Origin of the sequence: Micromonospora sp. NPDC005172 (assembly GCF_040608555.1) — a bacterium.
GTDB lineage: Bacteria > Actinomycetota > Actinomycetes > Mycobacteriales > Micromonosporaceae > Micromonospora.
Genome location: NZ_JBEXIL010000014.1, coordinates 106,144 through 131,393, shown reverse-complemented (window position 1 = coordinate 131,393; position 25,250 = coordinate 106,144). Strand labels below are relative to the sequence as shown.

The window sequence follows — 25,250 nt, the reverse complement described above, 5'->3', positions numbered from 1 at the left end:
GGTATGACCACGTACTCCATCCATGATCTGGAACCGCAGCTCGCCGCTAACCGCCGGTACTGGTGCGGTTGGGCCGGGGCCCAGCCCGACACCGATCTGCCGACCTACCGCACGGACATCCCCCACCCGCTGCTCAACGGGGTCCTGCGCGTGCGCGGGCGGGAGCTCGACGAGGCGATCACGGAGGCGAGGAAGCACCTGACCGGCTCCACCTGGGGCTGGTGGGTGGGCGCGGACAGCGACGAGGGCACCGCCGAGGGCCTGCTCGCGCGCGGCGCGACGCAGATCTCCGACATGCCCGTCATGGCGATGGACGTGACCGGCGTGGCCGAGAGCGAGGCTCCCGCCGACCTGCGGATCCAGGTCGCCGCGACGCCGGCCGAGGTGCGGGAGTACGTCGAGGCGTACGCCGGCCCGCTCGGCATCTCGGGCGACCTCGGGCTCGTCGCCGACCGGGAACTCGCCTTCGCCTATCCGGAGGTGGTCCGCCTGGCCGGCATCGTGGACGGCCGCACCGTCGGCACGTGCACCCTGTCGCTCGGCACCGACGTCGGCGCTCTCTACTGCATCGCCACCCACCCCGACCACCGCCGGCGGGGCATCGCGACCGCCCTCACCCTGGAGGCGCTGCGCGTCGCCCGCGGGGCCGGACGGCAGATCGTCACCCTGCAGTCGAGCAGTGAGGGCGAGCCGGTATACCGGCAGATCGGGTTCGACACCGTCACCCGCTACCGCCTCTACCAGCTCCCGGAGTGAACCCGCACGGCGCTGCCGCCGGGCTGACACCCCGTCCTGGCGGCAGCGCCGTGACGCGCGCCACCGGCGGGGAAAGTACTTGCTCGTACGGAAAGTGAGTGTTAACTTTCCATCCGAGCAAGTACTTTCCCTAGCTCAAGGAGTTGCGCGATGAGCACCACCCCCACCCCAGAAGAGGCCCGACGAGCTCTCCAGGACGTCGACCGGCGCCGGGACCAGACGGCGGCAGCCGCGGGCTGGCCGTGGTGGGCCTGGCTCGCCAGCGGTGTCGCCGTCGTGGCCTGCGGGTTCGCCGCCGACCAGTATCCGGATTTCGTGCGCACCTACGGCACCACCATCGTCATCCTGCTGCTGGTCGTCGCGATGCTCCCCAACACGAGGTGGGGAGCGACCCTGCTGAAGCGGCCGGTGCGTCCCCGCGCCACCGCCGACACGTCGGCCCTGCTGTGGTCGGTCCTGGTGGTGGCCCTGCTGATCGGTGGCACGACGCTCGCCAGCGCCCTGGACGTCCCGCACGTCTGGGTGTGGAGCGGTCTGATCGTCGGTGTGCTGATGGCCGCCGCGGGGCCGTGGTGGCAGCGCCGCGTCCTCACCCGCTCGGCCTGACCGTGGCGGCCGCCCCGAAGCTGGACCCGGCCCTGCTCGATCCCACCCGGCTGGCCATCCTGGCGCTGCTGGCGGGGACCGAGTGGGCCGAGTTCGCGTTCGTCCGTGACGCCATGGAACTCAGCGACTCGGCCCTGTCCAAGCGGATCTCGACCTTGAGCGACAGCGGGTACGTCGAGGTGCGCAAGGGCTACGTGGGCAAGCGGCCCCGGACGTGGATCAACCTCTCCACGACCGGTCGGACGGCCCTGAGCGCCCACATCGCCGCCCTGCGGGACATCGCCGCCCGCGTGGACGGCGTCGACTGAGCCACCACCACCGGCGGCGGGACGCTCAACGCGTGTCGTTGTCCCGCCGCTGGGCCATGTGGACCTGTTCGAGGTCGAGGCCGTCCTGGACCCGGCGGAGCACCTCGTCGTCGATCTCGCCCGAATCGCGCATGCGCACCACCGTGCCGTGGCGGTGGTCGATGACCGCGAGGTGCAGGTCGGCATACTGCTTCTCGTAGTCGGCCGCGGCCTCGTCCGGGCCGGAGGTGGCGTCGCCGTCGCGCAGCACACGCAGACGACGGTCGTACTCCGTGCGCAACTGCTCGTGCACGTCGTCGCTCGTACCCAACTCGGCCGCCATCGTGGGCAGGGACTCCAGCGCCCGGTCCATGGATGTGATCTCGGCATGCCGGCGTTCCCGCTCGGCCTCCCCGTCGGCGCCCAGCCCGGCCCACCGCGTCACCCGGGGCATCAGCGGCGCCTGGAGCAGCAGGGTCACGGCGATCACCACGGCCGTGACGAAGACGATGAGGTCCCGGTCCGGGAACCCGGCCCCGGACGGAAGGGTGTGCGGTACGGCCAGCGCCGCCGCCATCGACACCGCGCCGCGGAACCCGGCGGCCGACATGAGCGCCCGTGGCCGCCCGCTGAGCCGTCGTTCGCGCTGTTGCGGTCGGCGGTCGATCGCCCGGATCACGTACGGGCTGGTGAAGAGCCAGCCGAACCGCACCGCGACGATGACCGCGCACACCACGACCGCGACCAGCATGCCGTGTGCCAGACCGGTGCTGTCCAGCCCGCGTACCGCCGACTGCGCCTCCAACCCCACCAGGACGAACAACGCCGCGTTCGCCAACATGGTCACGAACTCCATGACGGTGTGGACCTGCCTGCGGGCTCTACCAGGGAACAGCCGTGGCGAGACGCGGCCCACCCACAGTCCGCTGACCACTGCCGCGAGCACACCGGACACCTCGGCCGCCTCGGCGATCAGGTAGGCGGTCAGGGGCGTCAACAGCGCGAGCAGATTGTGCTGGAACGGGTCGGTCAACCGGCGACGGACCTGTAGGACGAGGAACGTCACGATCGCGCCGGACGCGATACCGCCGAGGTACGAGAAGGCGAACAGGCCGGCGACCCGACCGACGCTCAGGTGCTCCTCGCCCAGGGTGATGCCGATTGCGAGCGTGTAGATCACCAGCGCCGTACCGTCGTTGACCAGGCTCTCCGCGCGCAGCGTGGTCGCGATGCGACGCGGCAGCATCCGGCCCAGGACGCCGACCGCCGTCGCGTCGGTCGGAGCGACGGCGGCGCCGAGCACCCACGCCGCTCCCCAGCCGAGGCCGAGCGCGTGCGCGGCGGCCGCCACACCGGCCGCCGTCGCCACCACGAGGAGGGTGCTCAGCAGCACGATGACCCGCAGGTTCCGGCGGATCTCGCGCAACGACGAGGAGAACGCCTCCCAGTAGAGCAACACCGGAAGGAACACCAGGAGAACGGCCTCGGGCGGTAGGTGCACCCCACGCAGCGCGGGCCCGAACCCGAGGAGGACACCGGCGATCAGGAGCAGTACGGGTGGGGCGATCCGGAGCCGTCGGGCCGCGCCCGTACCGACCAGGATCGCGACGCCAACCGCTACGACCAGTGCGAGGCTGGACACCAGGTTCCTCTGTCCTTCGTTCCGGTGGTGGGTCGGACAAGGATGGCCGGACCCAGTGGACAGCTACTTGACGCTTCCTGTGCCGTGCAGGACGACCAGCGGCGCCTCCGCACCGATGATCACGAGGACGGGGTGCTCGACGGCCTGGCCTTCTGCGGGTACACGGTCTCGTGCCGGGCCAGCATGGCGACGAACTCGCCGATCTTGCGCTCGCGGGTCTCCGCCCGCTTGACGGCGTTGACGCGGTAGATGAGAGCGAACCGGTTGGTCTTGGTGAGCACGTCGAACATGGCCTGGGCGTCGGGGTCGGCCGCGATCGCGGCGAGCAGGTCGGCCGGCACCTCGGCTTCCGACGGCGGGGCGTACGCGGCCGCCCAGCGCCCGTCGGCCTTCGCGGCCTCCACCGCGGCTCGGCCCGCGGGCGTCATCCGCCCCTGCTCCTCCAGCCGGGCCACGTGGGCGACGTTGCGTTGTGACCAGGCGCTGCGGGGGCGGCGGGGGGTGAACCGGATCCAGGAGGAATGCTCGTCCCCTTTGCGGGCCTGCCCGTCGATCCAGCCGAAACAGAGGGCCTCGTCGACCGCGTGCTGCCAGGTCAGCGTCGTGACCGTGCCGCCCTTCCTGGTCAGGGCGAGCCAGACGCCCGGCGACGCGGCGTGGTTGGCGGACAACCACGCGCGCAGCGCGTCGGCATCCGCGACGATCAACTCTTCAAGTTCGGCGCTCGCCATGCCAGCAGGCTAGCGCCGCGTCGTGCCGTCAGCCTCCACCAGGTGGACCGTTCCGGCACCGGCGCGGGGAGGGTCGGGGGTGCGCCGCGACAGCCGCGCACACCCCCGACCTCGTCCAGCGGTCAGCAGCCGATCCGGCTGGCCCCGACCGCGACGTCGTCGTACCAGAGGGTGTCAGCGCCGTTGCCGTAGCTCTCCCAGCCCAGCTTCAGGTCGGTGAGCTGCGGTCGCCAGGTGCGGTTGTACCACTGTCCGTCGATGTCGTGCGTCGGTACGCCGTCGGCGGTCAGTCCCGCGATGGCGGTGCCGTCCAGCCAGGTTCGGAGCTGACCGGAGGAGCCGTCGACCATGAACTCCAGGCAGGTCCACCGGTTCGTGGGCAGCGGCACGCTCTGCGCCACCCCGGCCGGGCTCTGCTCGGGCAGGGTCGCGTCGTCGGAGGCGCGGTTCCACTGCAGGGCGCCGTTCTGGCCACCCATCCGCAGGTCCCGGTTGCCGTCGGCGGCGTCGGTCATCGCCATCATCGTGGTGTGGTCGGTGGGCTGGGCGGTGGTGTGCCGGACCCAGATCCGCCCGTACCGGACACTGCCCAGGCTGCCGAGGTTCTTCGTGGACCTGATGAAGACGTGGTTGCAGTACCCGGCCGCGCCGTTGATCCGGACGGACCGGCTGCCGCTGTGCGTGGTGGCCGTGTCGATGGTGGCGGTCCCAGCCCCGGAACAGTCCGGGTTCACGACGGCCCAGTCGCCGGACGGCGTCGAGCCGGTCTGGTTCTCGAAGCCGTCGCAGAGCACCGCCCCGGCACAACCGACCGGCGGCGGAGGCGTGGTGGGGGGCGGCGTCGTCGGCGGAGGCGTGGTGGGGGGCGGCGTCGTCGGCGGAGGCGTGGTCGGGGGCGGCGTCGTCGGGGGCGGCGTCGTCGGCGGAGGCGTCGTTGGCGGAGGCGTCGTCGGGGGCGGCGTCGTCGGCGGAGGCGTGGTCGGCGCGACGCCGTTGCACGGCACGCCGTTCAGGGTGAACCCGGTCGGCGCGCCTCCGCTGGTGCCGTACGTGCCCTGGACGCCGAACTCGGTGGCGCCGCCGGCCGGGATGCCGCCGTTGTACGACATGTTGCGGGCGGTCACCGTCGATCCGGACTGGCTGACCGTGGCGTTCCAGCCGTTCGTGACACGCTCGTTCCCGCCGTAGGTCCAGGTCACGGTCCAACTGGAGACGGCGGTGTCGCCCGGGCTGACCTTGACACTGGCGGTGAAGCCGCCAGGCCACTGGTTGGGCGTGTAGTCGACCCGGCAGCCCTGGGCGGCCGCAGCCGGTACGACGAGCAGGGCCGTGCCGGTCGCGGTCACGGCAGCGGCCAGCGCGGCGACGACCGCGAGGGTCGGGGCGGGGCGGGCGCGGAAAATCGTCATGGAAAGTGTCCTTCTGCCATCGAGCGGGAGGAACCGGCGCGGCAGCGCGCGTCCGGGGCGGACGCGGTGCGCCGACACGCCGGGTGCGGCGCGGCGATGCGCCACAGCGACTGGTCGGTGCGTACGACCGACGTGCCCGGCTCGAGGTGGAGCTGTCAGTCACCGGTCCGGTTGTTGCCCGGCCCCCGGTGACGCCCGCCCTCAATCTATTGACTGATCACTATCTAATCAAGCATGCGCGTTAATCGGTGGCCCGACGTCCCCGACCGTGCCAGCCTGACCGGAGGAGGACCGGGTTCCCACGGCTCGGCACCAGCCCGCAGACAGGAGCACGGCGATGCGAGGACTCGAAACCCCGCCCATCCGGACGCGAGCTTTCGAGGACCTGACAGCCTGTGCAGACCATCAACCTTGGCATCGTCGCCCACGTCGACGCCGGTAAGACCAGCCTGACCGAACGCCTGCTGTACGCCACCGGTGTCATCGACCGGCTCGGCAGCGTCGATGCCGGCACCACCCAGACCGACAATGGCGAGATCGAGCGCCGCCGGGGCATCACCATCCGCAGCGCCGTCGCCTCGTTCACCGTGCGGGACCGCCGGGTCAACCTGCTCGACACCCCCGGCCACAGCGACTTCGTGGCCGAGGTGGAGCGCGCGCTCGGCGTGCTCGACGCGGCCGTTCTGGTGCTGTCGGCCGTCGAGGGCGTCCAGCCGCACAGTCGCCGGATCATGCGGATCCTCCGGTCGCTCCGACTGCCCACCCTGGTCTTCGTCAACAAGATCGACCGGGTCGGCGCCCGCGCCGACGAGCTGGTCCCGGACGTGCGCCGGCTCCTCACCCCGGCCGTCGTCCCGCTGGGCACGGTCCGCGCGCCCGGCACCCCCGAGGCCACCTACCGGCCACACCATCCGGGGTACGACCACAACGCCGCCCACCGGCTCGCCGAGGCGCTCGCCGAGCACGACGACGAACTACTGGCCGCCCTGGTGGACGACCTGCCACCCGACGCCGACCGCATCGACGAGGCGCTTCGGACCCAGGTCGCGGCCGGGCAGGTGCACCCGCTGCTGTTCGGCTCGGCGCTGTCCGGCACCGGCGTACCCGAGCTGCTGGACGCCATCGCGACGGTGCTCCCGGCGTCCCCGCCGGCCGAGCCGGATCCGCGGGCGCGGGTGTTCGCCATCGAGCGCGACCCCTCTGGCGAGCGGGTGGCGTATCTGCGCGCGTACGGCGGGCAGTTCCGGGCGCGCGAACGGGTCACCGCGTACCGCCGGGGGCCGGACGGCCGGACCACCGCGACACGCGGGCGGATCACCCGGCTCGACGTGGTCGGCGCGACCACCGCCCCGGCCGCGCCCACCGCGCTGACCGCCGGCCACATCGCCCGGGTCGCCGGCCTGACCGGTGTACGTCTCGGCGACCAGCTCGGCAGCCCGGCCGGCCTCGACGGTCGGTCGTACTTTCCCGCGCCGACCCTGGAGGCGGTGGTGCGACCCCGCGAGGTGTCCCGGACGCTGGCCCTGCACGCCGCGCTGGTGGACATCGCCGACACCGACCCGTTCCTGCGGACGCGGGTGGCTCCGGACGGCGGCACGAGTGTGCTGCTCTACGGCGATGTGCAGCGCGAGGTGCTGACCGCCACGCTCCTCGAGACGTACGGGATCGAGGCGGAGTTCGGGCCGGGGCTGCTCATGCACGTCGAACGGCCGGCCGGCACGGGCACCGCCGTGGAGATCATCGGACACGGCTTCTTCGGGACGGTCGGGTTCCGGGTCGAGCCCGGCACCGGTGTGGACTACCGACGGGAGGTCGAACTCGGCTCGCTGCCACTGTCGTTCCACACCGCCATCGAGGAGGCCACCCGAGCGGCCCTCGACCAGGGCTGTCACGGCTGGCCCGTCACCGACATCCGGATCACCCTGACCCACAGCGGCTACTGGTCGCCGATCACCACCGCCGGGCACTTTCGGGACCTCGCGCCCTACGTCCTCATGCAGGCGCTCGCCGGGGCCGGCACGCGGGTCTTCGAGCCGTACCGCCGCTTCGAGGCGGAGGTGCCGGCCGGCCGCCTCGGCCCTGTCACGTCGTACCTGAGCCAGCTCGGCGCCCGGGTCGACGGCACCGACGATGTCGCTGCCGGCTGGCGGATCACCGGCGTGCTGCCGGCGCGGCTCGAACGGCAGGCGCAGCGGCACCTGCCCGACCTGTCCAGCGGGGAGGGCCTGTGGTCATCGGGTCCCGGCGGTGACCGACCGGTGTCCGGCGAGCCGCCGCGCCGGCCCCGCACCGACGGCAACCCGTTCGACCGTGCGGCGTACCTGCGCTTCCTCGCCCAGCCGCAGAACCGACCCCGCGCCGTCAGGGACGCGGCCTCACCAAGAGGCACCGCTGACGCGCCCCGGAAGGGGTGACCGCGCTCACCGCGCTCGGAGCAGATCCCGGTCGGCCATGAAGCTCCGCAACGTCTCGGCATCCTCGGCGGACATCAACCACCGGGGGATCACGGTCGCCGGCATCCGGCCGACGAACACGATCCAGAAGTCCGGGGTGTCCCGCACCTGCGCGACGCCGTCCCACGCGATACCGCCGGACTCCGACCCGCTGCGCATCATGATGTTGTCGTCGGTGATCTCGTAGGCGCCCTCGACGGCGTAACTACCCGAGCGGCGTCGTGCCCGCGACCGCACCCACGGCAGGTACAGCATCGACAGCACGCCGCACACCAGCAACGCCGTCCACAGCGGTGACGCCCGCTCGCCCCAGGCCAACCCGCGCGAGAGCGCCAGACCGATCGCCCCGACCACCACCAGCACCGCGCCGACGTAGCTGTACCGGCGCAGCCGGACACCGGCGAGGGTGGCCGCCACGCGAGCGGGGTAGGCGGGATCGGCGGGGACGTCGAAACGGATGCGCACTCCAGAACGATAGTGCCCCGCCGGCCCCGGCACGCCTCCGACCGGTCGGAGTCCGACCCCGGCCGTGGTCGTGGGAGTTTCGCCCGGTGTCGATTGCGGGTAGCGGATGGCGCATGAACCGCGATCTCGTGAAGGCGCTACAGGTTGCGTGGGGGCTGCCCGAGTTCCGCGACGGGCTGCGACACCTCATCGACCTCGACGAGGTGTCCGTGCTGCTGGCCACGCTGGCCGTACCGGATCACGACGGTGCGGTCGAGCGCAGTCTGCTGGACCTGCTGCGGTCGAGCCTGGAGACGGTCGAGATCCGGGAGGCCGTGTTGCTGCTGTTGGAGCGGGACGAGGTGCGCCGGCCGCTCGTCGCGGCGGCGGTGGAGCCGCTCGCCGACCGACCGGGCCTGGCGGCGGCCATCGCCTCGGCGGGCGAAGACCCTGCGGTACGTAGTGAGCTGCGGTCCGTCCTGGACAACGCGAAGGTACGCGAGCTGATCTGGCAAGCGATGGAGAACCAGGTCAGTGACCACCGGTTCGGCATGATCCGCCGAGCGGCCGCGCTGTTCGTACGGCACCAGAGCGTCCGGCGTCTCGCCTGGGCGGCGCGCCGGCACGGCGTACTGCGCGAACTGCGGCGCGGACCGCTTGTCGACTAGCGTGGCGGGGCGGCAGGGCCCCGCCCGGCATCGCCCTCGGCGCTGAACCGCCGGCTGACCTTCCTCCTCGCGGTGGCGGCGGGCGCGGCCATCGCCAACCTGCACTGGGCGCAGCCGCTGCTCAGCTTCATCGCCGAGGACCTGGACGCGCCGACCGCGACCGCGGGCTGGCTCGTCACCGCGACGCAGATCGGGTACGCCGTCGGCGTCCTGCTGCTCGTGCCGCTCGGCGACATCCTGGACCGCCGCCGCCACCTGACGAGGAGCCGTCCCGGGTATGGCGGCAGCGCGGATCAGTCCTGGTCGGGCCGGTCGACGATCGGGAAGACCCGCCGCACCTCCGCCAGGAACTCGTCCCGCCGGAAGGCGTAGGTGCCGACCGCGGCCCACAGCGCCTCCAAGGCTGCCTGCAAGGGGTCCGGCTCCCCGGCGGCCACGAGTGCCGGCAGCGCCATCGGGACCGGGTCCACCGGCGCGTCGAGACCCGCGCGCAGCAGGTCGGACGGCGCCTCACCCGCCCGGCGCAGCGAATGGACCGCGAACGTGACGGCCGGCCGGCCCAGGATGCGCTCCCACAACGCGTTCGTGTCGGTGACATCGTCGGGTAGCGGCTCGCCCCGGTCCAGCGCCGCCCACACCGGCGCCATCCAGTCGAGGTCAGCGATACCGGCGAGGGTGCCCGCCTGCCGCGCCGCCCAGATCGCGATCTGCCGTTGGGTGACGGCGTCGGCGCCGGCCACCCCGTCGACCAGGTCCCGGTCCAGCAGTACGAGGCCGTGGATGTTGCCGCGTACCCGCCGGAGTCGGTCACTCGGCGGACGCCCACCCCAGCGCCGCAGCTCTTCCCGCCGCCGGTACTCCTCCCTGCGGCGATCCTCCTCCGCCCGCCGGAGCAGCTCGGCCTCGACCTGCTCCCACAGCGTGAGCGCGGGCGGCAACCCGCGCGCCCAACCGTGCCAGTACGCGGCGCTGTCGCTGCTCTGGCGCAGGATCGTGTCGGTACGGTCGACTCCGGCACTCGGGTCGCCACTCGCGCTGCCCTGCGGCCAGAAGCACAGCAGGTAGCGGTCCGGCCGGCGGTCCAGGTAGGAGTGATCGTCCTCGTCGATCCCGTCGGGGTCGAGCCCTCCGAACGGATCGCTACCCTCGTCCATGCCCGCCGCGCAGTACCGCACGCGGTAGGCCGGTAGCCGACCGCCGTCGTGCCCGTCGGGGGTCAACGGCAGCCGGGCCAGTGCACCGTCGCCCCACGGGACCAGGTCGACCACGGAGTCCCTGGGCAGGAAGGACACCTCCACCACGTCCTCCCACTGCGGGGCTGCGGCCGACGGCTCGGAGTCGTACCACTCGATCCGGAACCGGACCCGCCCGGAATGCGTGCCGGTCATCAGGAACAGTCCGCCCGGGTGACCGCCCCCGCACAGGCCGTTCGCCTGCCCGGCGAACGCCTGTTCCATGGTGGGCAGCTCGCGGCTCGTCACATAGATCTGCCCGTAGTCGACCGGCACCGGGCCGTCGAAGAGAACACGCATCGACCGATCCTGTCACCGGTCGATCGGCACCCGCTGCCCCGCGACGAGGCCGGCCATCGCCTCACCAGCGAGAGACGTCGATGCCTTGACACCCCAGATGCGATCGCTAACACTTGGCTGCAACACGCGCTTAACACGTAGAACACACGCTGTCCGCATCAGGGTGAGGTGCCGAGTCCACCTGTGCGGCACCTACATCACGCCGCGATGCGACCACTCACGTCCGCGGTTCGTGTTAGCGCTAACACATTCACGACCGCCACGGAGGCATCATGGTCACACCACCCGCTGGCCGCGCACCTGATTCGACGCGCGATCCACGACTGTTACGACGGACGCTTGTCGCTCTGGTGGCCGCGCTGACCGCGATGGTGGGCGGCGTCGCCGTCATGTCGACGCCGGCCGCCGCCGCCACCAGTCAGTTCCGAGGCATGAACTGGGCCGTGCTGGGTGACAACTTCAGTACCGGTCCCCTCGTCGTGCAGGGCCTGAGCATGTCCGACAGCAACGCGACGGTGCGGGCCAAGGCCAACGCCCTCTACGACGACCTCGCGTCCACCATGGGCGTCAACACCGTCCGACTGCCCATCAACACCCACACCGTGGGGACGGCCTGGTGGGAGGCGTATCGAGGCGCTATCGACGCCGCCACGGCCCGAGGGTTCAAGGTGATCCTCGCCTACTGGGAGGACGGGGCCGCCTCCGGCGGCAGGATCACGAATCTCGCCGCGTGGAACGCCATGTGGTCCACGGTGACCAACACGTACGGCGCGAACACCAACGTCTACTTCGAGCCGATGAACGAGCCGCACGGCTACAGCTCGACCGAGTGGCGCAACGTCGCGGCCAACTGGCTCACCTACCACTACTCGGCCGCGCCCAGCCGGGTGCTCATCGGTGGCACCGGGTTCAGCCAGGACCTGCGGGACATCTGCAACGACAGCCGCTTCAACTCGACGCTGCTGTCCTTCCACTACTACGCCTTCTTCTACGGCGCGATGACCTACGACGCCTTCCGCAGCCACATCCAGGCACGCCTCGGCAACTGCGCCGCACGGGCGGTCGCCACCGAGTTCGGCGCGCCCATGAACGACGGCCGCAACTACGGCGACGCGAACAGCACCGACAACTTCGTGCGCTACATCCGCGCCATGGCCCAGGTCATGCGGGACAACCAGATGGGCGGCACCTACTGGCCCGCCCTCGGCGGCAAGCCGGGCAGCATCGGCTACGACTGGTACTCGATGTACTCGCTCAGCGGCAGCGGCACCGACCTCAACCTCACCATCCGCAACACCTCCGGCGCAGACCGCATCCGCTACGGGTGGGGTGACACCATCGGTGGCGGCGATCCCACGACGCCTCCGCCGACGACGGGGACGTTCTACCGGATCGACGTGCGGCACAGCGGCAAGGCGATGGACGTCCAGTCGCCGAACACCGACAACGGCGCGCGCGTCGGCCAGTACACGTACGGCGGCAACGCGTGGCAGCAGTGGCAGTTCCAGGACGCCGGCAGCGGCTACTGGCGCATCATCAGCAGGAACAGCGGAAAGTGCCTCGACGTCACGAGCGCCTCGACCGCCGACGGCGCCGAGCTGATCCAGTACACCTGCGGCAGCGGCACCAACCAGCAGTTCCAGATGGTCGCCAACGGCAGCTACTTCCAGCTCCGCGCCCGGCACAGCGGCAAGTGCGTGGACGTACCGGCCTCGTCGACCGCCGACGGCGTGGTCCTCAAGCAGTACACGTGCAACAGCGGCGCCAACCAGCAGTGGTCGCGTACGACCGTCTGACGATCTGCACGGCAGCGCCCCCGCTCATCGGGCGGGGGCGCTTCGCGTTGACGAGTCACCGCGTCTCAGCGGAGGTCAGGGCGTCCAGCGTACGTTCGGGTTCACCCGCCCGGACCAGTCGAAGACCGCCATGTTGTCCCACTGGTTCCCGGTGCCGTTGATGTTGGCCGGGTCCCAGCCGTTGCCGTTGACGGCGTACCAGGTCGGTTCCCAGTAGAAGACACCGACGGCCCCGGCGTTGCGAGCCGTGTTCTGGACCCAGTCGAACTCCTGGGCCTGGCCCGACCAGGTCGCGCTGATGCCGTCGCACGTCGCGTCGCCGATGGCGTTCGGCTCGCTGTCCGCGTTGTTGCGGGTGAAGGGGTACGCGGTCTCCGCGATCACCACCGGCCTGCCGTAGCGACCGCGCAGGTCGACGATGTTGTTGTAGAGGTTCGCCAGGCTGCCGTGCCACATGCAGTAGTAGGACAGGGCCGTGATGTCCCACTGCACCCCCTGGGCGCGGATGCCGTCGTAGAACCATCGGGCGTTGGCGTTGCTGTCGGCGTTGGCGGTGTGGATCATCACCGGGATGCCGCTGCCGCACGCCTTCGTGGCGTTGTAGCCCTGCTTCAGCAGGCCGGCCAGCGGGGCGAAGTCGTTGTTGACGACCTTGCCCTCGTTCCACAGCATCCCGACGTTGATCTCGTTGCCGATCTGCACGCTGTCCGGCAGGGTGCCCTGCCCGCGCAGGCTGGCGCAGACGTCGTAGGTGAAGTTGTAGACGTCGGCGCCCAGTTGGCTCAGGGTGTGGCCGTTCCACGCGGCGGGCTTGTACTGCTTGCCGGGGTCGGCCCAGGTGTCGGAGTAGTGGAAGTCGACGAGCACCTTCAGGCCCTTCGCCCTGGCCGCCCTCGCCTGACCCAACACTCTGCTCTTGTTGTTGTAGCCACTGACGGGGTTGTTCCAGACGCGCAGTCGGACGTAGTTGACGCCGATGGACCTCAGGATGTCCAGCGGGTCGCGGGCGACGCCGCCCGCGTCGTAGTACCGGGCACCCAGATCCAGGCTGCGCTGCAACGAGGAGACATCGGCGCCCCGCATGCTCAGCGTGTTCGCGGCCCAGGCGGGTGCGCTCGGGGCGGCGGGTGTGGTGGCGACGAGGATGCCGGCCAGGACAGCCCCGACAAGGGTCGTCCGCCGGCGGTGGGGTGTGCTGCTCACGAGACTCCTCAGGAAGGGGGACGGGCTCAACCCACCGTGCACGGGGCGCCGTTCAGCGTGAAGCCGAGCGGCGGCGCGTCGCTGGCGCTCCACCGGCCCTGGATGCCGAAGGTCGCCGAGCCGCTCGGCGCCAGGACACGGTTCCAGTCGACGTTACGGGCGGTCACGGTGGCGCCGGTCTGGGCGACCGTGGCGTTCCACGCCGACGTCACCTGCTGGTCCCCCGTGAAGGCGAAGGTGACGATCCAGCCGTCGACCGGTGCCGCACCGAAATTCTGGACGGTCACGGACGCCACGAAACCGGTCTGCCACTCGGACTGGTTCCGGTAGGTCACCCGGCAGGTCGAGGGCGGCGGGGGCGACGGGGTGGACGTCGTGGGCAGGGTGACCGTGTTGGACGCGATCGACACGTTGCCCACCGCGTCCCGTGCCCGCACGTAGTAGAGGTTCCGCAGCGGTGTGGATGCCGGCAGCGCTGTCGTGTACGTCGTCCCGGGCACGGTGGCGATCAGCGTCGAGCTGAACCAGCCGTCGAAGCGGTAGACGTTGTAGCCGAGGACGCCGACGTTGTCGGTCGACGGTGACCAGGACAGCGTGCCCGTCGAGGCGTTCACCTCGGCGACGGTCAGGGTCTGCGGGGCGCTCGGCGGGGTGGTGTCCGGGCCGGTGTCCGTCACCGGCGTGACCACGGTCAGCGTGTCGGTGGTGGTCGAGCCGTGCCCGAGGGTGTCCCGGGCGACCATCCGGAACGAGTACTGCTTGCCCGGCCCGATGTAGAAGCTGATCGTGGTGCTCGTGACGGCACCGACGCTGGCGCTGTAGATGACGTCGTCGAACGCCTGGTAGTACGTGATGTCGTACCCGGCGATGGCGCAACAGCCGGGCTTGGCGGCCGTCCAGGTGAGGGTCACCGAGCCGGCCCGCACCTCGCTGGCGGTCAGGTTCGTGGGCGGGCCCGGCGGAAAGGGTGAGGTGTTCGGCGTGCTGGGCGCCGAAGTCGGAGGCGGCGGCGCGGTGCCGGTCGGGTCGGCGGCGGGCATCGCGGCCCCGGCGGGTGCCGGGGCGACCCCGGGGTACGCGGCGGGCGCCGCGGTGCCGGCGTCGGCCGCCGGCGCGGTGCCCAGAGCGGTGGCGAGCACCACCGTCGACACCATGACGGCGGCCAGCAGACCCAGCCCCGAACGGCGGAACAGCGAGTACGACGAGACTCCTGTCATACGTCGACGATGCCGGCCACATATCGATGATCGCCAACGCGTCTCACCAGTCGGTCGGTGCCCTTTCGGCACGTCGGCCAATGTGTGCGCTGGTGAGCGGACGACTTGCTGGGAGCGATACCAGCCGGGGCGAAAATCTTTCTGCCCGATCGCTACACTCGCCGCAACGCCGGCACCGTCCACAGTCCTCAGCCTGCGCTGAATCGCATCGAATGGAGACGCCTGTGACCCGCGACAAGGCGGCACCCCCGGGCATCGACCCCCGCATTCCCAGCGTCGCCCGGGTCTATGACTTCTTCCTGGGCGGCAAGGACAACTTCGAGGCCGACCGACAGGTCGCCGAGCACGCCCTACGGATCACCCCGGACGGGCCGGCCGCCGGCCAGGCGAACCGGGCCTTCCTCCGTCGGGTGATCCGCTTCCTCGTCTCCGAGGCGGGCATCGACCAGTTCCTCGACATCGGATCGGGGCTGCCCACGCAGGGCAACGTGCACGAGGTCGCCACCGAGCAGAACCCGAAGGCTCAGGTCGTCTACGTGGACAACGACCCGATAGTCCTGACGCACGGGCGGGCACTGCTCGCCGCGGACGGCACCGCGACGGTGATCCAGGCGGACATCCGGACGCCGCAGGAGATTCTGCACCACCCGGACGTACGGCGGTTCCTCGATTTCGACCGGCCGATCGGGCTGCTGCTCTTCGCGATCCTGCACCACCTCGGTGACGACGAGGACCCCCGAGCGGTGGCGGCGGAGCTGATCGACGCGCTGCCCTCCGGCAGCTACGTGGCGGTCTCGCACTTCCGGGACCCGGGCGAGCGCGACCCGGAGGGCTCCCGCAAGGCCCGCGAGGTCGAGCGGGTCTTCAACGAGTCGCTGGGCACCGGCCGCTGGCGCACGGACGAGGAGATTCTTTCCTTCGTCGACGGCCTGGAGGTGCTGGAACCTGGGCTCGTGCCGCTGGCCGAGTGGCGTCCGGAGCCGGGCGCGTCCGCTCCGCAGCAGACCGACACCTATCACACCTTCGTCGGGCTGCTCGCCCGCAAACCGTAGGTTCCACCCTCGACGCGGTCCGTCGGCGAGAGCACTGAGCCCGAGCTACAACGTCAGCGATAGCGGGGCACCTGGGGGTGCGCCAAACTGCCGTACTGCCATGTCTCAGCGCCCGAGATCGTGCCACGGTTCCAGAGTCGTTCTAGCGGGACCGCCGAGATCAAGCGCCAGGGCCCCGGTCGCCCCGAGGTGCCGGGGCGCCCTCCTCTCTGGCTACGTGAACGGCCTGCGCCTGGTCCATCCGACGAACCTAACGAACAGGGCGTCAGGGCCGGGCATGTCGTGAGGGTTGAGCTTCACCATGTCGCCGGTCGCGTCGAAGAGGTAGCCGGCCATCTCGATCGACAGCCCGACCGGGTCGCCGTCGAACACGGCTCGCAGGGTCAGTCGGGCGGTTGCGCACGGCCAGACTCCGCACCCCCGGCGGCAGTGCCAGATCGGGCGGATGGGTGCGTGTCCTGCGGAGATCGGCAGGCACTGACCGGATGGGGTGTGGCGCAACGTCATGCTCACATGCTGTCGCTCATTGGTGTCATGCGTCAACAACGTGCGGCACCAATGTGGCACGTTGTCGCTCGGCTACCACACGTTGTTGCCTACCGTCAAGGGCATGGATCTGGTCGGCGTTGCGGAGATCCGAGACATGCTCGGCGGGATCAGCCGGCAGCGGGTCAGCATCATCGCGAACAGCAAGGGCTTCCCTGACCCGGTTGCCGTGCTCGCGATGGGCAAGGTGTGGCGTCGGCGCGATGTTGCCCGGTGGATCGCTGAACATCGACCCGACCAGGCCGACTGACCGATACGACGAAAGCGCCCCGGTGGCCCGTGATGGGTGCCGAGACTTCTCGTGCCTCCGCCACCTGGCCGCGCGGCCCCATCGCCAGCGGCGCGAGGAACAGGGTTACCGGCCGACCACCCGCACCCTGCCCGATGTAGAACGGGTACGCAGCTCAGCGAGAGCGCCTTCCTCGAAGACTTCGCCGGCGGCGTCGACGAGGCCCTTGCGCGCGCCCTCTACGTCGTTCAGGGTCCCATCGCCGGCCTCCTGTTCAAGGCGCGTACGACAACAGCGGCCTGGCGGGACAAACCCTGCTACTACTCCATCTCGCGCCAGGACCGTACGACCGCACCCGAGCTCGAGCAGTTCCTGGCCGAGCGGATGAACGCGACGACGATCGAGGTCGACTCGTCGCACCTCGCCATGGTCACTCACCCGGAGGCGATAGCCGACCTCATCATCATGGCGGCCCACGGCACTCGGAGCCCGACACCGAACGGCGCCGCCCGGTGACGTTCCACGGTTATCTGTAAACAACCCTTGATATTAGACGTCACGAACGTCAATATGTGGAGGTCGCGGGTCGCCGAAGCCTGGGGAGTGAGCCATGAGAAGCCGTCGCATCGTCGCACTGGTGGCCGGGGCGGCGATGACCGTCACGGCCGCCGTCGCCTTCGTCCCCAGCAGCATGGCCGCCGTGTCCTCGGCCAACGCCGTCGCGCTGGTCGCCTGCACCGCACCTGGCTGGGCCGAGGGGAACACCTACCAGGCGGGCACCCAGGTCACCTACGGCGGCCGCCTCTACCAGGCCCTGGTCACCCACACCGCGTACGCCGGCGCCGGCTGGAACCCGGCCTCGACACCGTCCCTGTGGCGTGACCTCGGCGCCTGCTCGGGAAGCACTCCCCCACCCACCACGGCGCCGCCGACGACCGCGCCGCCCACCACGCCGCCACCGACCACGGCTCCTCCCACCACGGCTCCTCCCACCACGCCGCCGCCGACCGGCGGGACCTGCGCGGTCAAGTCGCGGCCCACCGGCAAGGTGTTGCAGGGCTACTGGGAGAACTGGGACGGCGCCTCCAACGGCGTACACCCGGGGCTCGGCTGGATACCGATCACCGACAGCCGGCTCGGCCAGCACGGCTACAACGTGATCAACGCGGCGTTCCCGGTGATCCGCGCGGACGGCACGGTCCTCTGGGAGAACGGCATGGACGCCGGCGTGAAGGTGGCCACCCCTGCTGAGATGTGCCAGGCCAAGGCGGCCGGCGCCACCATCCTGATGTCGATCGGCGGGGCCGCCGCGGGCATCGACCTGAGCTCCAGCGCGGTCGCCGACCGGTTCGTCGCGACCATCGTGCCCATCCTGACGGCCTACCACTTCGACGGCATCGACATCGACATCGAGACCGGCCTGACCGGCAGCGGCAACATCAACACCCTGTCGACGTCGCAGGCCAACCTGATCAGGATCATCGACGGCGTACTGGCGCGGATGCCCTCGAACTTCGGCCTGACCATGGCGCCGGAGACGGCCTACGTCACCGGCGGCAGCGTCACCTACGGCTCGATCTGGGGCTCGTACCTGCCGATCATCAAGAAGTACGTCGACAACGGCCGGCTGTGGTGGCTCAACATGCAGTACTACAACGGCAGCATGTACGGCTGCTCCGGCGACTCGTACCCGGCGGGGACCGTGCAGGGCTTCACGGTGCAGACGCAGTGCCTGAACAACGGCCTCACCATTCAGGGCACCACCATCCGCGTGCCGTACGACAAGCAGGTTCCCGGTCTGCCGGCCCAGACCGGCGCGGGCGGCGGCTACCTGTCGACGTCGCTGGTCACGCAGGCCTGGAACTCCGTGCCCGGCCTCAAGGGCCTGATGACCTGGTCGGCGAACTGGGACGGGTCGAAGGGGTGGACCTTCGGCGACAACGTGAAGCGCCTCCAGGGCCGCTGAGGCCCTCGCTGGCCCGCCCCGAGGCCCACGACAGGACCGGGTTCAGGGCGGGCCGTGCGCGGTCTGGGCCCGGGTACGTCTGATGCTGTCGATCTCACCGTTGATCGGTAGCCAGTAGAAGGGGATGAACGCCGCGACCGCGATCAGGCCGGCGATCGGGTGGACGATGCACAGGGCGGTTCCGACGGCGATCCAGATGGGGGCCGCCCGGAAACGCCTGCTGATGGCTCGGGCGGTGGCCTCGTCGGTGGTGGACGTCAACAGGCGGTGACCGTTCCTGGCGTACTCCCAGATGACGTTGAAGAGGATGGCGGCGGCCCCGTAGACGATGCCGTAGAAGACGAGCGCGGTCCGCGTGCCGGGGCCCTCCTCGAAGGCGCGGGCCAGCACCGACGAGACGAACGGCAGGAGCGCGATCACCATCAGGAGCAGGGTGTTCAGCAGGAGCAGCAGGCGGTCGGCGGAACGGATGTGGTCGAACATGACGTGGTGGTTCACCCAGATCTGGCCGAGCAGCAGGAAGGTGACGCCGTAGGCCAGGTAGGACGGCCACAGGCCGAGCAGCTCGCGCATGAGGTGCTCGGTGTCCATGGGCGGCCGGATCTCCAGGACGAGAAGGGTGATGGCGATCGCCATGACGGCGTCGCTGAAGGTGACCACCCGGCTCGGGTCACGTTCCGCTCCGATCGGCCTTCGGGATCTGGTCGCCCCGTTCGAGGTGGCACCGCAGGAGGTCCGGATCTTGCGCATCAGCCTCCCCCACCCGTACCCGACTGCCGCCGGAGCGCTGCCGGGAATCCCCGCCGCGCAAGGAGCTAAACCGGCGCCCACACCATCGTCCGGATGGCCCGGAGGCTCACCGCGCCTGCAACCTGGCGCGGACGGCTGCGGCGTCCGGGTGGTCCAGGGCCGTGAAGATGTCCAGTGCCCCCTGCCAGTCGGCTCGGGCGGAAGCGGGGTCGCCGAGCGCGAGGCGGGTGTCGCCCAGCCGGCTCAGCGTGTCCGCCTCGCCCCAGAGGTCGCCGAGATCCCGGGTCAGGTCCAGCGTGCGCTCGTAACACTCCACGGCCCGGCCGAACTGGCCGAGGTGGTGGTGTGCATACCCGAGGCTGTCCCAGGTAGCCGCCTCGCCCGCCCGGTCGTCGAGCTGCTGGAGCAGGTCGAGTGCCTGCTGGCAGTAGGTCACCGCCGTGAGGTGTTCGCCGAGCTGGGCGTGGCACCAGCCGACGGCGTTGAGCGCGTCCGCCTGAGCCCTGCGGTGGCCGACCGTCCGGGCCAGGACGAGGGTCCGCTCCGAGTGCTCGAGGGCCCTGCGGGGCTCACCCTGGCGGTCCCACAGCGAGGCCAGGTTCTGGTGCGTACGCGCCTCGCCCTCGGTGTCGCCGCTGGCGACGTACAGGTCGAGGGCGCGTTCGAGGTGACCGAGTGCGTCGGCGTACTGGTCGACCACGGTGTGGGCCCCGGCGAGGAAGCGGTGCGCGACCGCCTGCGCGACCGGATCGCCGAGGCGTTCGGCGGCGAGCAGGGCCGCTCGGCACGTCTCGACGCGATCGTGCCAGTGCCCCTGCCGGTCCAGGAACGTGTCGAGAGCCCGCCCCAACCGCCAGGTGTGGGCGTCGAAGCCGCCGCTCGCGGCCAGGCGGAGGGCGGCGACCAGGACCGGGTGCTCCGCGGTCAACCATTCCAGCGCCTCCGCGTGCGAGGTGGGCCGCTCCGGGCGCACACCGACCGCCGGCGAAGTCATCAGATGGTCGACCGGGTCGCTGTGCGGACGCAACAGGGCGTCGGCCGCGTGGGTGGTGTGGGTGTAGTGGTCGAGGAGCCGGATCGTGGCGGCCCTGCGGTCCGGCCCGGTATCGGTGCCGTCACCGAGTTCGGTCGCGTACGCCCGCAACAGGTCGTGGGCCGTGAACCGGCCGGGTCGGTGCTCGGCGAGCAGGTTCGCACGGGTCAGCTCGGTCAGTAGCCGGCGGGTGTCGTCCACCGGGCGACCGGCCAGGCTCGCCGCGGCGGCCACCGTGATGTCCGGGCCGGGGTGCAGGCCCAGCAGCCGGAACAGCCCGGCGGCCGGCGCGCTGAGTGCGGTGTACGACCAGGAGAACACCGCCCGCACCTCACCGACCGCGTCTCCGGCGTCGAGTACGCCGAACCGTTGACCGGCCGCTCCCAGCGAGGCGGCGAGGGTGTCCAGTGGGAAGCCGGACTGCTGGACCCTGGCGGCGGCGATACTCAACGCCAGTGGAAGCCGCGCGCACGCGGCGATGATCGCCTCGGCGGCCCTCGGCTCGGCGGCCACCCGTTCGACACCGAGCCGATGGGCGAGCAGGTGGGCGGCCGCGTCCTGGCTGAGCAGCCCGAGCGGGAGCGGGTGCGCGCCGTCCAGGCCGACCAGTGAGGTGAGCTGGTTGCGGCTCGTCACCAGCACCATGATGGTGGGTGTGCCGGGCAGCAGCGGGCGGACCTGTTCGGCGTCGCGGGCGTTGTCGAGCACGACGAGGATCCGCTTTCCGGCGAGCGCGCTGCGGTACAGGGCGGCCTGGGCGTCGAGGTCGGCGGGCACCCGCGTGGCCGGAACGCCGAGCGCGTCCAGGAAGCCGTCCAGCGCCTTCGCCGCGCTCACCGCCTGCCCCCGCGGGTCGAAGCCGCGCAGGTTGACGTAGAGCTGACCGTCGTCGAAACGGTCGGCTACGCGATGCGCCCAGTGCACGGCCAGGGCGGTCTTGCCCACACCGGCGGTGCCCGAGATCGCGGCGACCACCACGGAGGTGGGCGCCGCGACGAGCTTGTCGAGGACGGCCAGCTCGTCGTCGCGGCCGGCGAGGCTGGCCACGTCGGCGGGCAACTGCCGGGGTATCGGTCGGCCGGGTGCGCGCGGGGCACGGCGGCGACTCTCCTCGATGCGGTCCCGGGCGGTGGCCAGCTCGCCCTGCTCGGCCGGCGTGGCGCCGAGGAGCTGGACCAGGGCGTCGAGCCGGTCGGTGGGTGGCAGCGTCTTGCCGGTGAGGTACTCCGCGATCGCGGTGTGCGACCAGCCGGTGCGGGCGGCCAGCTCACGATAGGTCAGCTCACCGTCGCGCTGTTGACGTGCGTGCCGTCGTCGCAACGCCCGCAACAGGCGGGCGAGGTCGTCGGACGTCTGCGCCCCCGCGGCATCCAGTGCCCTGCCCCCCACCATTGAGATCGACGTTCGTCAGTGTACGGCGGTGTACGGAATTCCGACCAGAGGCGGATTCGACACGCGACCCTGCTCCCGTGCAGAGCGCACAGATCCGATCGATGGAGGTCCTGTGTCCGTACATCTCAAGCCTCTGATCTTCGCCCTGACCGTGCTCGCGGCGACGCTCGCCATCCCGACGACGGCCGCGTCGGCGACGACGCCCGACGCGGCCATCTGCAAGACGAAGTCCACCTGCGCCGACGGCGGCCTCTCGGTGGTGTCGTCGCACAAGCCGGCCCGTGTCAGCGGCGGCGTCGGGACCAATGTCATCCCCGTTCCCCCGCCGGCCGCCTTCCCGCCGGGCACCCCCTGCTATCGCGAGGAGGTCTCGGAGGAGGTCTACGAGACCGCCACCTACGCCACCATCTACGAGTTGTACTTCCAGGCGAGCGTCTGCCTGTTCCCCAGCGAGATCGTCCTGTACGGCCTGGACACCTCCCTCTCCTTCCCCAACGACGTGCAGGATCCCCGACTGACGTCGATGCGGTTCGTCGTGCGGGACGAGATCGTGCACATCAGCCCGACCGAGAAGGACGGGTACTCCGAGCTGTGGCTCACCTTCTGCACCAACCCCGCGCAGCCGAACACCTGCCAGCGCTACCTGCACCGGCTGGGCCTGATCTTCAACCCCGCCTGGGTCTACCCGTTCTCCGTGTTCGAACGTCTGAGCTGACCGTCCGTCCGTGATCGATCAGGGCGCCCTCCGGGACTCCCGGCCTCGGGCGCCCTGACCGCCCGACCGCATCGGTTGCCAGTGGATTTCCACGCCGTTACGGTGAAATCCCATCGACGTTTGTCTACAAATCGGGGGCCGCATGTCCACGCCTGTCACTCGCCGTACCGTCCTGGCCGGTGGCGCCGGCGCCGCCCTCGGCCTGGCGCTGCCCGGCACCGCCGCGCACGCCGGCGGCCACCACGAGAGCAGCGTCAGCTTCACGCTCGACGCGCGAACGCTCGACGGCGGTGAGCAGGTCACCTCGGTCACCCTCGACACCCGCCGGCTCGGGTCGATCGACCCCGCCGGGCTCACTCCCGACACGTTCTCCGTGCACGCCAAGGCCACCAGCCCGATCCCGATCGCCCCCGGCGACCTGATCTTCAGCGAGTACGACCTGGACCGCACGGTGACCGCGGCCCGGCTCGACCGACACGGGCAGATCGTGCTGGAGCTGAGCCACGCCGAAGGTCAGCCCGGCGGTGGCACCCTCGGCTACATCGTCAGCAGGGGACGCAACGTCCGGCTGGACCTCGTCTACACCATCACGCAGAACGCCCCGATCGTCCGCCGCCACGGTTCCCCCCTCATCATCACGCGCTTCGTGCAGGGGCGGCTGTCGAACCCCGAGGTGGACGCCTTCAGCCACCACGTCTCGGGCTCGGGCCTGAGGTACCGGCTGTACTCCCCGGAGCGTTCGCCCCGCCACGGTCGCCGACCACTGATCCTCTGGCTGCACGGCGGCGGCGAGGGCGCATCGCTGCCCGACGACTACTACGACAACGAGACGACGCTGCGCGCCAACCGCGGCGCGCTGGGCTTCGCCACCCCGGAGGCGCAGCGGATCTTCTCCGGCGCGTACGTCGTCGCTCCACAGAGCACCTCCTACTGGATGGAGGACGGCCCCCGGTTCGCCCCGCTGATCCGCGAGGTCGTCCAGGACCTCGTACGCCGCGAGCGGGTCGACCCCGACCGGATCTACGTGGTCGGTTGCAGCAATGGCGGCTACATGTCCCTGGAGATGACCGTCACCTACCCCGAGCTGTTCGCCGCGTCGGTGCCGATCTGTGGCATCGTCGAGCCGCTCGGCGGGGACGGCCCGCCGCTGATCACCGACGCGGAACTGGCCGGAATCCACACGCCGACGTGGCTGGTCACCTCGCGCGACGACGACACGGTGCCGCCCGAGACCAACACGGTCCACGCCCACGACCTCATCGAAGGATCACTGGTCACCCTGTACGACAAGGTCGTCTGGAACGGATACCAGTTCCCCGGTCACTGGTCCTGGATCTACGTGGCCCGCAACGACCCCAGCCACCACGGCACCCACATCTGGCAGTGGATGGCCCGCCGCCGCCGATGACCCACCCTGCGCAGGTCAGCCCACCTGAACACCTGCGCGGTACACGGCGAGCGGGCGGCGCAGCACCCTGATGTCGCTCGTCGGATCGCCGTCGACGATCAACAGGTCGGCCTCGAATCCGGGCCGGACGCGACCCTTACGGCCGCCCACGCCACACACCTCGGCACCGACCACGGTCGCCGCGGTGAGAGCGGCGGTGGCGGGAGTGCCGCAGGCCACGTACTCGATGAGCGTCTCCGGTAGGACCCCGTGCGGCTTCGCGGGGCCGAGGCCCGCGTCGGAACCGGCCACCAGACGGACCCCGGCCCGGTACAGGGTGGCGGTGCCGGCACGTAGCGCCGCGGCGCTGAGCCCGGCCCGCTCCGCCATCGCCACCACCTCCGGCGGCGTGACCACGGCCGGGTCGGTGCCGAGCGTGGCGCAGACCGCCAGTCCGGACGCGGCCAGGCGGTCCGCGAGTTCGTCGGGGACGTGAGCCCCGGCCGCCGTCACGCAGGTGCAGTGCTCGATGCCGTCCACACCGACCCGCAGCGCCTGCTCGACAGCGCGGAGCGCGTGCGCGTGCGCGGTCACCGGCAGGTCCAGGTCGCGGGCCTGCTCGACGGCGGCGGTCATCTCCTGATCGGTGAACTGCAGACCGGTGGTGTCCGTGCCGGGGGTGAACACCCCGCCGCTGGCCATTATCTTGATCAGGTCTGCGCCGGCCGCCGCCCTCAGCCGCACGGCCTCCCGCACACCGTCGACACCGCTGGCCTCACCCCCCAGCGTCCAACAGTGTCCGCCAACGCTGGTGATGGGCGCGCCGGACGCCACCACCGTCGGCAGGTCGTCGCGCACTCCCCGAGCCCGCCAGCGGAGCACCGCGTCCCGTCGGTCGCCCAGGTCCCGTACCGTCGTGACGCCGGCCGCCAGGTGCGCGCGCAGTGACGCCTCGACGACCGCGTCGAGATCCGCCTCGGCGCGCTCGGCGAGCCGGCCGAGCGCGTCCGGCCCGGCGTCGGCGCACAGGTGCACGTGTGCGTCGACCAGACCGGGCAACAGCGTGCCGTCCGGCACCTCGCGCACCGGCCAGCCCTCCGGCGCGTCGACCCGATCCCGGCGCACGTCGACGATGCGCCCGTCCTCGACGAGGACCAGCACCCCACCCTCCACGAGCCGCTCGCCGTCGAACATCCGTGCCGCCCGGACAGCCTGCTTCGTCATGGTCACCCCGTCCCCCGTGCGACCGCAGCCACCCGCCACGCCGCGCTACCTCGCATCCTCCGGCGAACCACCGGCCGTGACCCGACCATCGCAGAGTCGAGGGCCGTCCAGCCTCCCTCGCCAGGGTGATTCCATCTCCCCCTGGCGAGGCGGTCACCGGTCGAAACAAGGGCGTCCACACAGGACACGAGGTGCCGCCTGTCGAATCACGA

General features: G+C 71.0%; 24 protein-coding genes. 13 read left to right on the top strand and 11 right to left on the bottom strand.

The window, feature by feature from the left end:
* Positions 1–3: 3 nt before the first annotated feature.
* The 3 genes from ABZV06_RS12800 to ABZV06_RS12790 all read left to right on the top strand — a co-directional run bounded on the left by ABZV06_RS12800 (position 4) and on the right by ABZV06_RS12790 (position 1,670).
* Complete coding sequence (locus tag ABZV06_RS12800) at positions 4–756, top strand: GNAT family N-acetyltransferase (protein ID WP_355243874.1); 753 nt, start codon at positions 4–6, stop codon at positions 754–756.
* 150 nt (positions 757–906) lie between these two features.
* The gene (locus tag ABZV06_RS12795) at positions 907–1,362 is read left to right on the top strand and encodes a hypothetical protein (protein ID WP_355621042.1); all 456 of its coding nucleotides are present in this window, start codon (positions 907–909) and stop codon (positions 1,360–1,362) included.
* Entirely contained in the window at positions 1,329–1,670 is a 342-nt protein-coding gene (locus tag ABZV06_RS12790) for a transcriptional regulator (protein ID WP_355621039.1), read from the top strand. The genes ABZV06_RS12795 and ABZV06_RS12790 overlap by 34 nt, the downstream gene beginning before the upstream one ends.
* Before the next feature lie 25 nt (positions 1,671–1,695).
* On the opposite strand, the gene ABZV06_RS12785 is transcribed toward ABZV06_RS12790, so the two are convergent.
* From ABZV06_RS12785 to ABZV06_RS12775, 3 genes are all read right to left on the bottom strand, one after another.
* The gene (locus ABZV06_RS12785) at positions 1,696–3,291 is read right to left on the bottom strand and encodes a Na+/H+ antiporter (protein WP_355621036.1); all 1,596 of its coding nucleotides are present in this window, start codon (positions 3,289–3,291) and stop codon (positions 1,696–1,698) included.
* 119 nt (positions 3,292–3,410) lie between these two features.
* Entirely contained in the window at positions 3,411–4,022 is a 612-nt protein-coding gene (locus ABZV06_RS12780) for a YdeI/OmpD-associated family protein (RefSeq protein ID WP_355243886.1), read from the bottom strand.
* A 122-nt stretch (positions 4,023–4,144) separates the two neighbouring features.
* Positions 4,145–5,431, bottom strand: coding sequence for a cellulose-binding domain-containing protein (locus ABZV06_RS12775; protein WP_355621033.1), 1,287 nt, complete (start codon positions 5,429–5,431; stop codon positions 4,145–4,147).
* A 395-nt stretch (positions 5,432–5,826) separates the two neighbouring features.
* Between ABZV06_RS12775 and ABZV06_RS12770 the strand changes: the two genes are divergently transcribed.
* Entirely contained in the window at positions 5,827–7,845 is a 2,019-nt protein-coding gene (locus tag ABZV06_RS12770; RefSeq protein WP_355621030.1) for a GTP-binding protein, read from the top strand.
* A gap of 6 nt (positions 7,846–7,851) precedes the next feature.
* On the opposite strand, the gene ABZV06_RS12765 is transcribed toward ABZV06_RS12770, so the two are convergent.
* Positions 7,852–8,349 carry a YcxB family protein gene (locus ABZV06_RS12765; RefSeq protein ID WP_355243895.1) on the bottom strand — a complete coding sequence of 166 codons (498 nt, stop codon included), beginning with the start codon at positions 8,347–8,349 and terminating at the stop codon, positions 7,852–7,854.
* Positions 8,350–8,462: 113 nt separating this feature from the next.
* On the opposite strand from ABZV06_RS12765, the gene ABZV06_RS12760 reads away from it, so the two are divergent.
* Both ABZV06_RS12760 and ABZV06_RS12755 read left to right on the top strand, forming a co-directional pair.
* Positions 8,463–8,996, top strand: coding sequence for a hypothetical protein (locus ABZV06_RS12760; RefSeq protein ID WP_355621027.1), 534 nt, complete (start codon positions 8,463–8,465; stop codon positions 8,994–8,996).
* A 72-nt stretch (positions 8,997–9,068) separates the two neighbouring features.
* A complete protein-coding gene (locus tag ABZV06_RS12755) occupies positions 9,069–9,368 on the top strand; it encodes a hypothetical protein (RefSeq protein WP_355621024.1) in 300 nt (99 codons plus the stop codon).
* Here the strand turns inward: ABZV06_RS12755 and ABZV06_RS12750 are convergent.
* Positions 9,290–10,528: a hypothetical protein gene (locus ABZV06_RS12750; protein ID WP_355621021.1), complete on the bottom strand. Its 1,239-nt coding sequence runs from the start codon at positions 10,526–10,528 to the stop codon at positions 9,290–9,292. The two genes, ABZV06_RS12755 and ABZV06_RS12750, sit on opposite strands and share 79 nt — an antisense overlap.
* A 272-nt stretch (positions 10,529–10,800) precedes the next feature.
* Here ABZV06_RS12750 and ABZV06_RS12745 point away from each other — a divergent pair, with 272 nt between their 5' ends.
* Entirely contained in the window at positions 10,801–12,324 is a 1,524-nt protein-coding gene (locus ABZV06_RS12745) for an RICIN domain-containing protein (RefSeq protein ID WP_355243906.1), read from the top strand.
* 75 nt (positions 12,325–12,399) lie between these two features.
* Here the strand turns inward: ABZV06_RS12745 and ABZV06_RS12740 are convergent, their stop codons facing one another.
* Positions 12,400–13,527, bottom strand: a complete 1,128-nt coding sequence (locus tag ABZV06_RS12740; RefSeq protein WP_355243909.1) for a glycosyl hydrolase 53 family protein — start codon at positions 13,525–13,527, stop codon at positions 12,400–12,402.
* A 26-nt stretch (positions 13,528–13,553) separates the two neighbouring features.
* The gene (locus ABZV06_RS12735; RefSeq protein ID WP_355621019.1) at positions 13,554–14,744 is read right to left on the bottom strand and encodes a cellulose binding domain-containing protein; all 1,191 of its coding nucleotides are present in this window, start codon (positions 14,742–14,744) and stop codon (positions 13,554–13,556) included.
* 224 nt (positions 14,745–14,968) lie between these two features.
* Between ABZV06_RS12735 and ABZV06_RS12730 the strand changes: the two genes are divergently transcribed.
* Positions 14,969–15,796: an SAM-dependent methyltransferase gene (locus ABZV06_RS12730; RefSeq protein WP_355243914.1), complete on the top strand. Its 828-nt coding sequence runs from the start codon at positions 14,969–14,971 to the stop codon at positions 15,794–15,796.
* A gap of 213 nt (positions 15,797–16,009) precedes the next feature.
* On the opposite strand, the gene ABZV06_RS12725 is transcribed toward ABZV06_RS12730, so the two are convergent.
* Positions 16,010–16,168 carry a hypothetical protein gene (locus ABZV06_RS12725; protein ID WP_355243917.1) on the bottom strand — a complete coding sequence of 53 codons (159 nt, stop codon included), beginning with the start codon at positions 16,166–16,168 and terminating at the stop codon, positions 16,010–16,012.
* Between the two features lie 238 nt (positions 16,169–16,406).
* On the opposite strand from ABZV06_RS12725, the gene ABZV06_RS12720 reads away from it, so the two are divergent.
* The 3 genes from ABZV06_RS12720 (at position 16,407) to ABZV06_RS12710 (ending at position 18,537) form a co-directional block, all read left to right on the top strand.
* Positions 16,407–16,592, top strand: a complete 186-nt coding sequence (locus tag ABZV06_RS12720) for a hypothetical protein (protein WP_110562400.1) — start codon at positions 16,407–16,409, stop codon at positions 16,590–16,592.
* Between the two features lie 51 nt (positions 16,593–16,643).
* Complete coding sequence (locus ABZV06_RS12715) at positions 16,644–17,087, top strand: alpha/beta fold hydrolase (protein ID WP_355621016.1); 444 nt, start codon at positions 16,644–16,646, stop codon at positions 17,085–17,087.
* Positions 17,088–17,181: 94 nt separating this feature from the next.
* Entirely contained in the window at positions 17,182–18,537 is a 1,356-nt protein-coding gene (locus tag ABZV06_RS12710) for a glycosyl hydrolase family 18 protein (RefSeq protein WP_355621013.1), read from the top strand.
* A 42-nt stretch (positions 18,538–18,579) separates the two neighbouring features.
* Here ABZV06_RS12710 and ABZV06_RS12705 read toward each other — a convergent pair whose 3' ends face one another.
* The gene (locus ABZV06_RS12705) at positions 18,580–19,287 is read right to left on the bottom strand and encodes a TMEM175 family protein (RefSeq protein ID WP_355243926.1); all 708 of its coding nucleotides are present in this window, start codon (positions 19,285–19,287) and stop codon (positions 18,580–18,582) included.
* 106 nt (positions 19,288–19,393) lie between these two features.
* A complete protein-coding gene (locus tag ABZV06_RS12700; RefSeq protein ID WP_355243928.1) occupies positions 19,394–21,712 on the bottom strand; it encodes a tetratricopeptide repeat protein in 2,319 nt (772 codons plus the stop codon).
* 112 nt (positions 21,713–21,824) lie between these two features.
* Here ABZV06_RS12700 and ABZV06_RS12695 point away from each other — a divergent pair, with 112 nt between their 5' ends.
* Positions 21,825–22,427: a hypothetical protein gene (locus ABZV06_RS12695; protein WP_355621010.1), complete on the top strand. Its 603-nt coding sequence runs from the start codon at positions 21,825–21,827 to the stop codon at positions 22,425–22,427.
* A 142-nt stretch (positions 22,428–22,569) separates the two neighbouring features.
* A complete protein-coding gene (locus ABZV06_RS12690) occupies positions 22,570–23,835 on the top strand; it encodes a PHB depolymerase family esterase (RefSeq protein ID WP_355621007.1) in 1,266 nt (421 codons plus the stop codon).
* Between the two features lie 15 nt (positions 23,836–23,850).
* Here the strand turns inward: ABZV06_RS12690 and ABZV06_RS12685 are convergent, their stop codons facing one another.
* Complete coding sequence (locus ABZV06_RS12685) at positions 23,851–25,038, bottom strand: amidohydrolase family protein (RefSeq protein ID WP_355621004.1); 1,188 nt, start codon at positions 25,036–25,038, stop codon at positions 23,851–23,853.
* Positions 25,039–25,250: the final 212 nt, after the last annotated feature.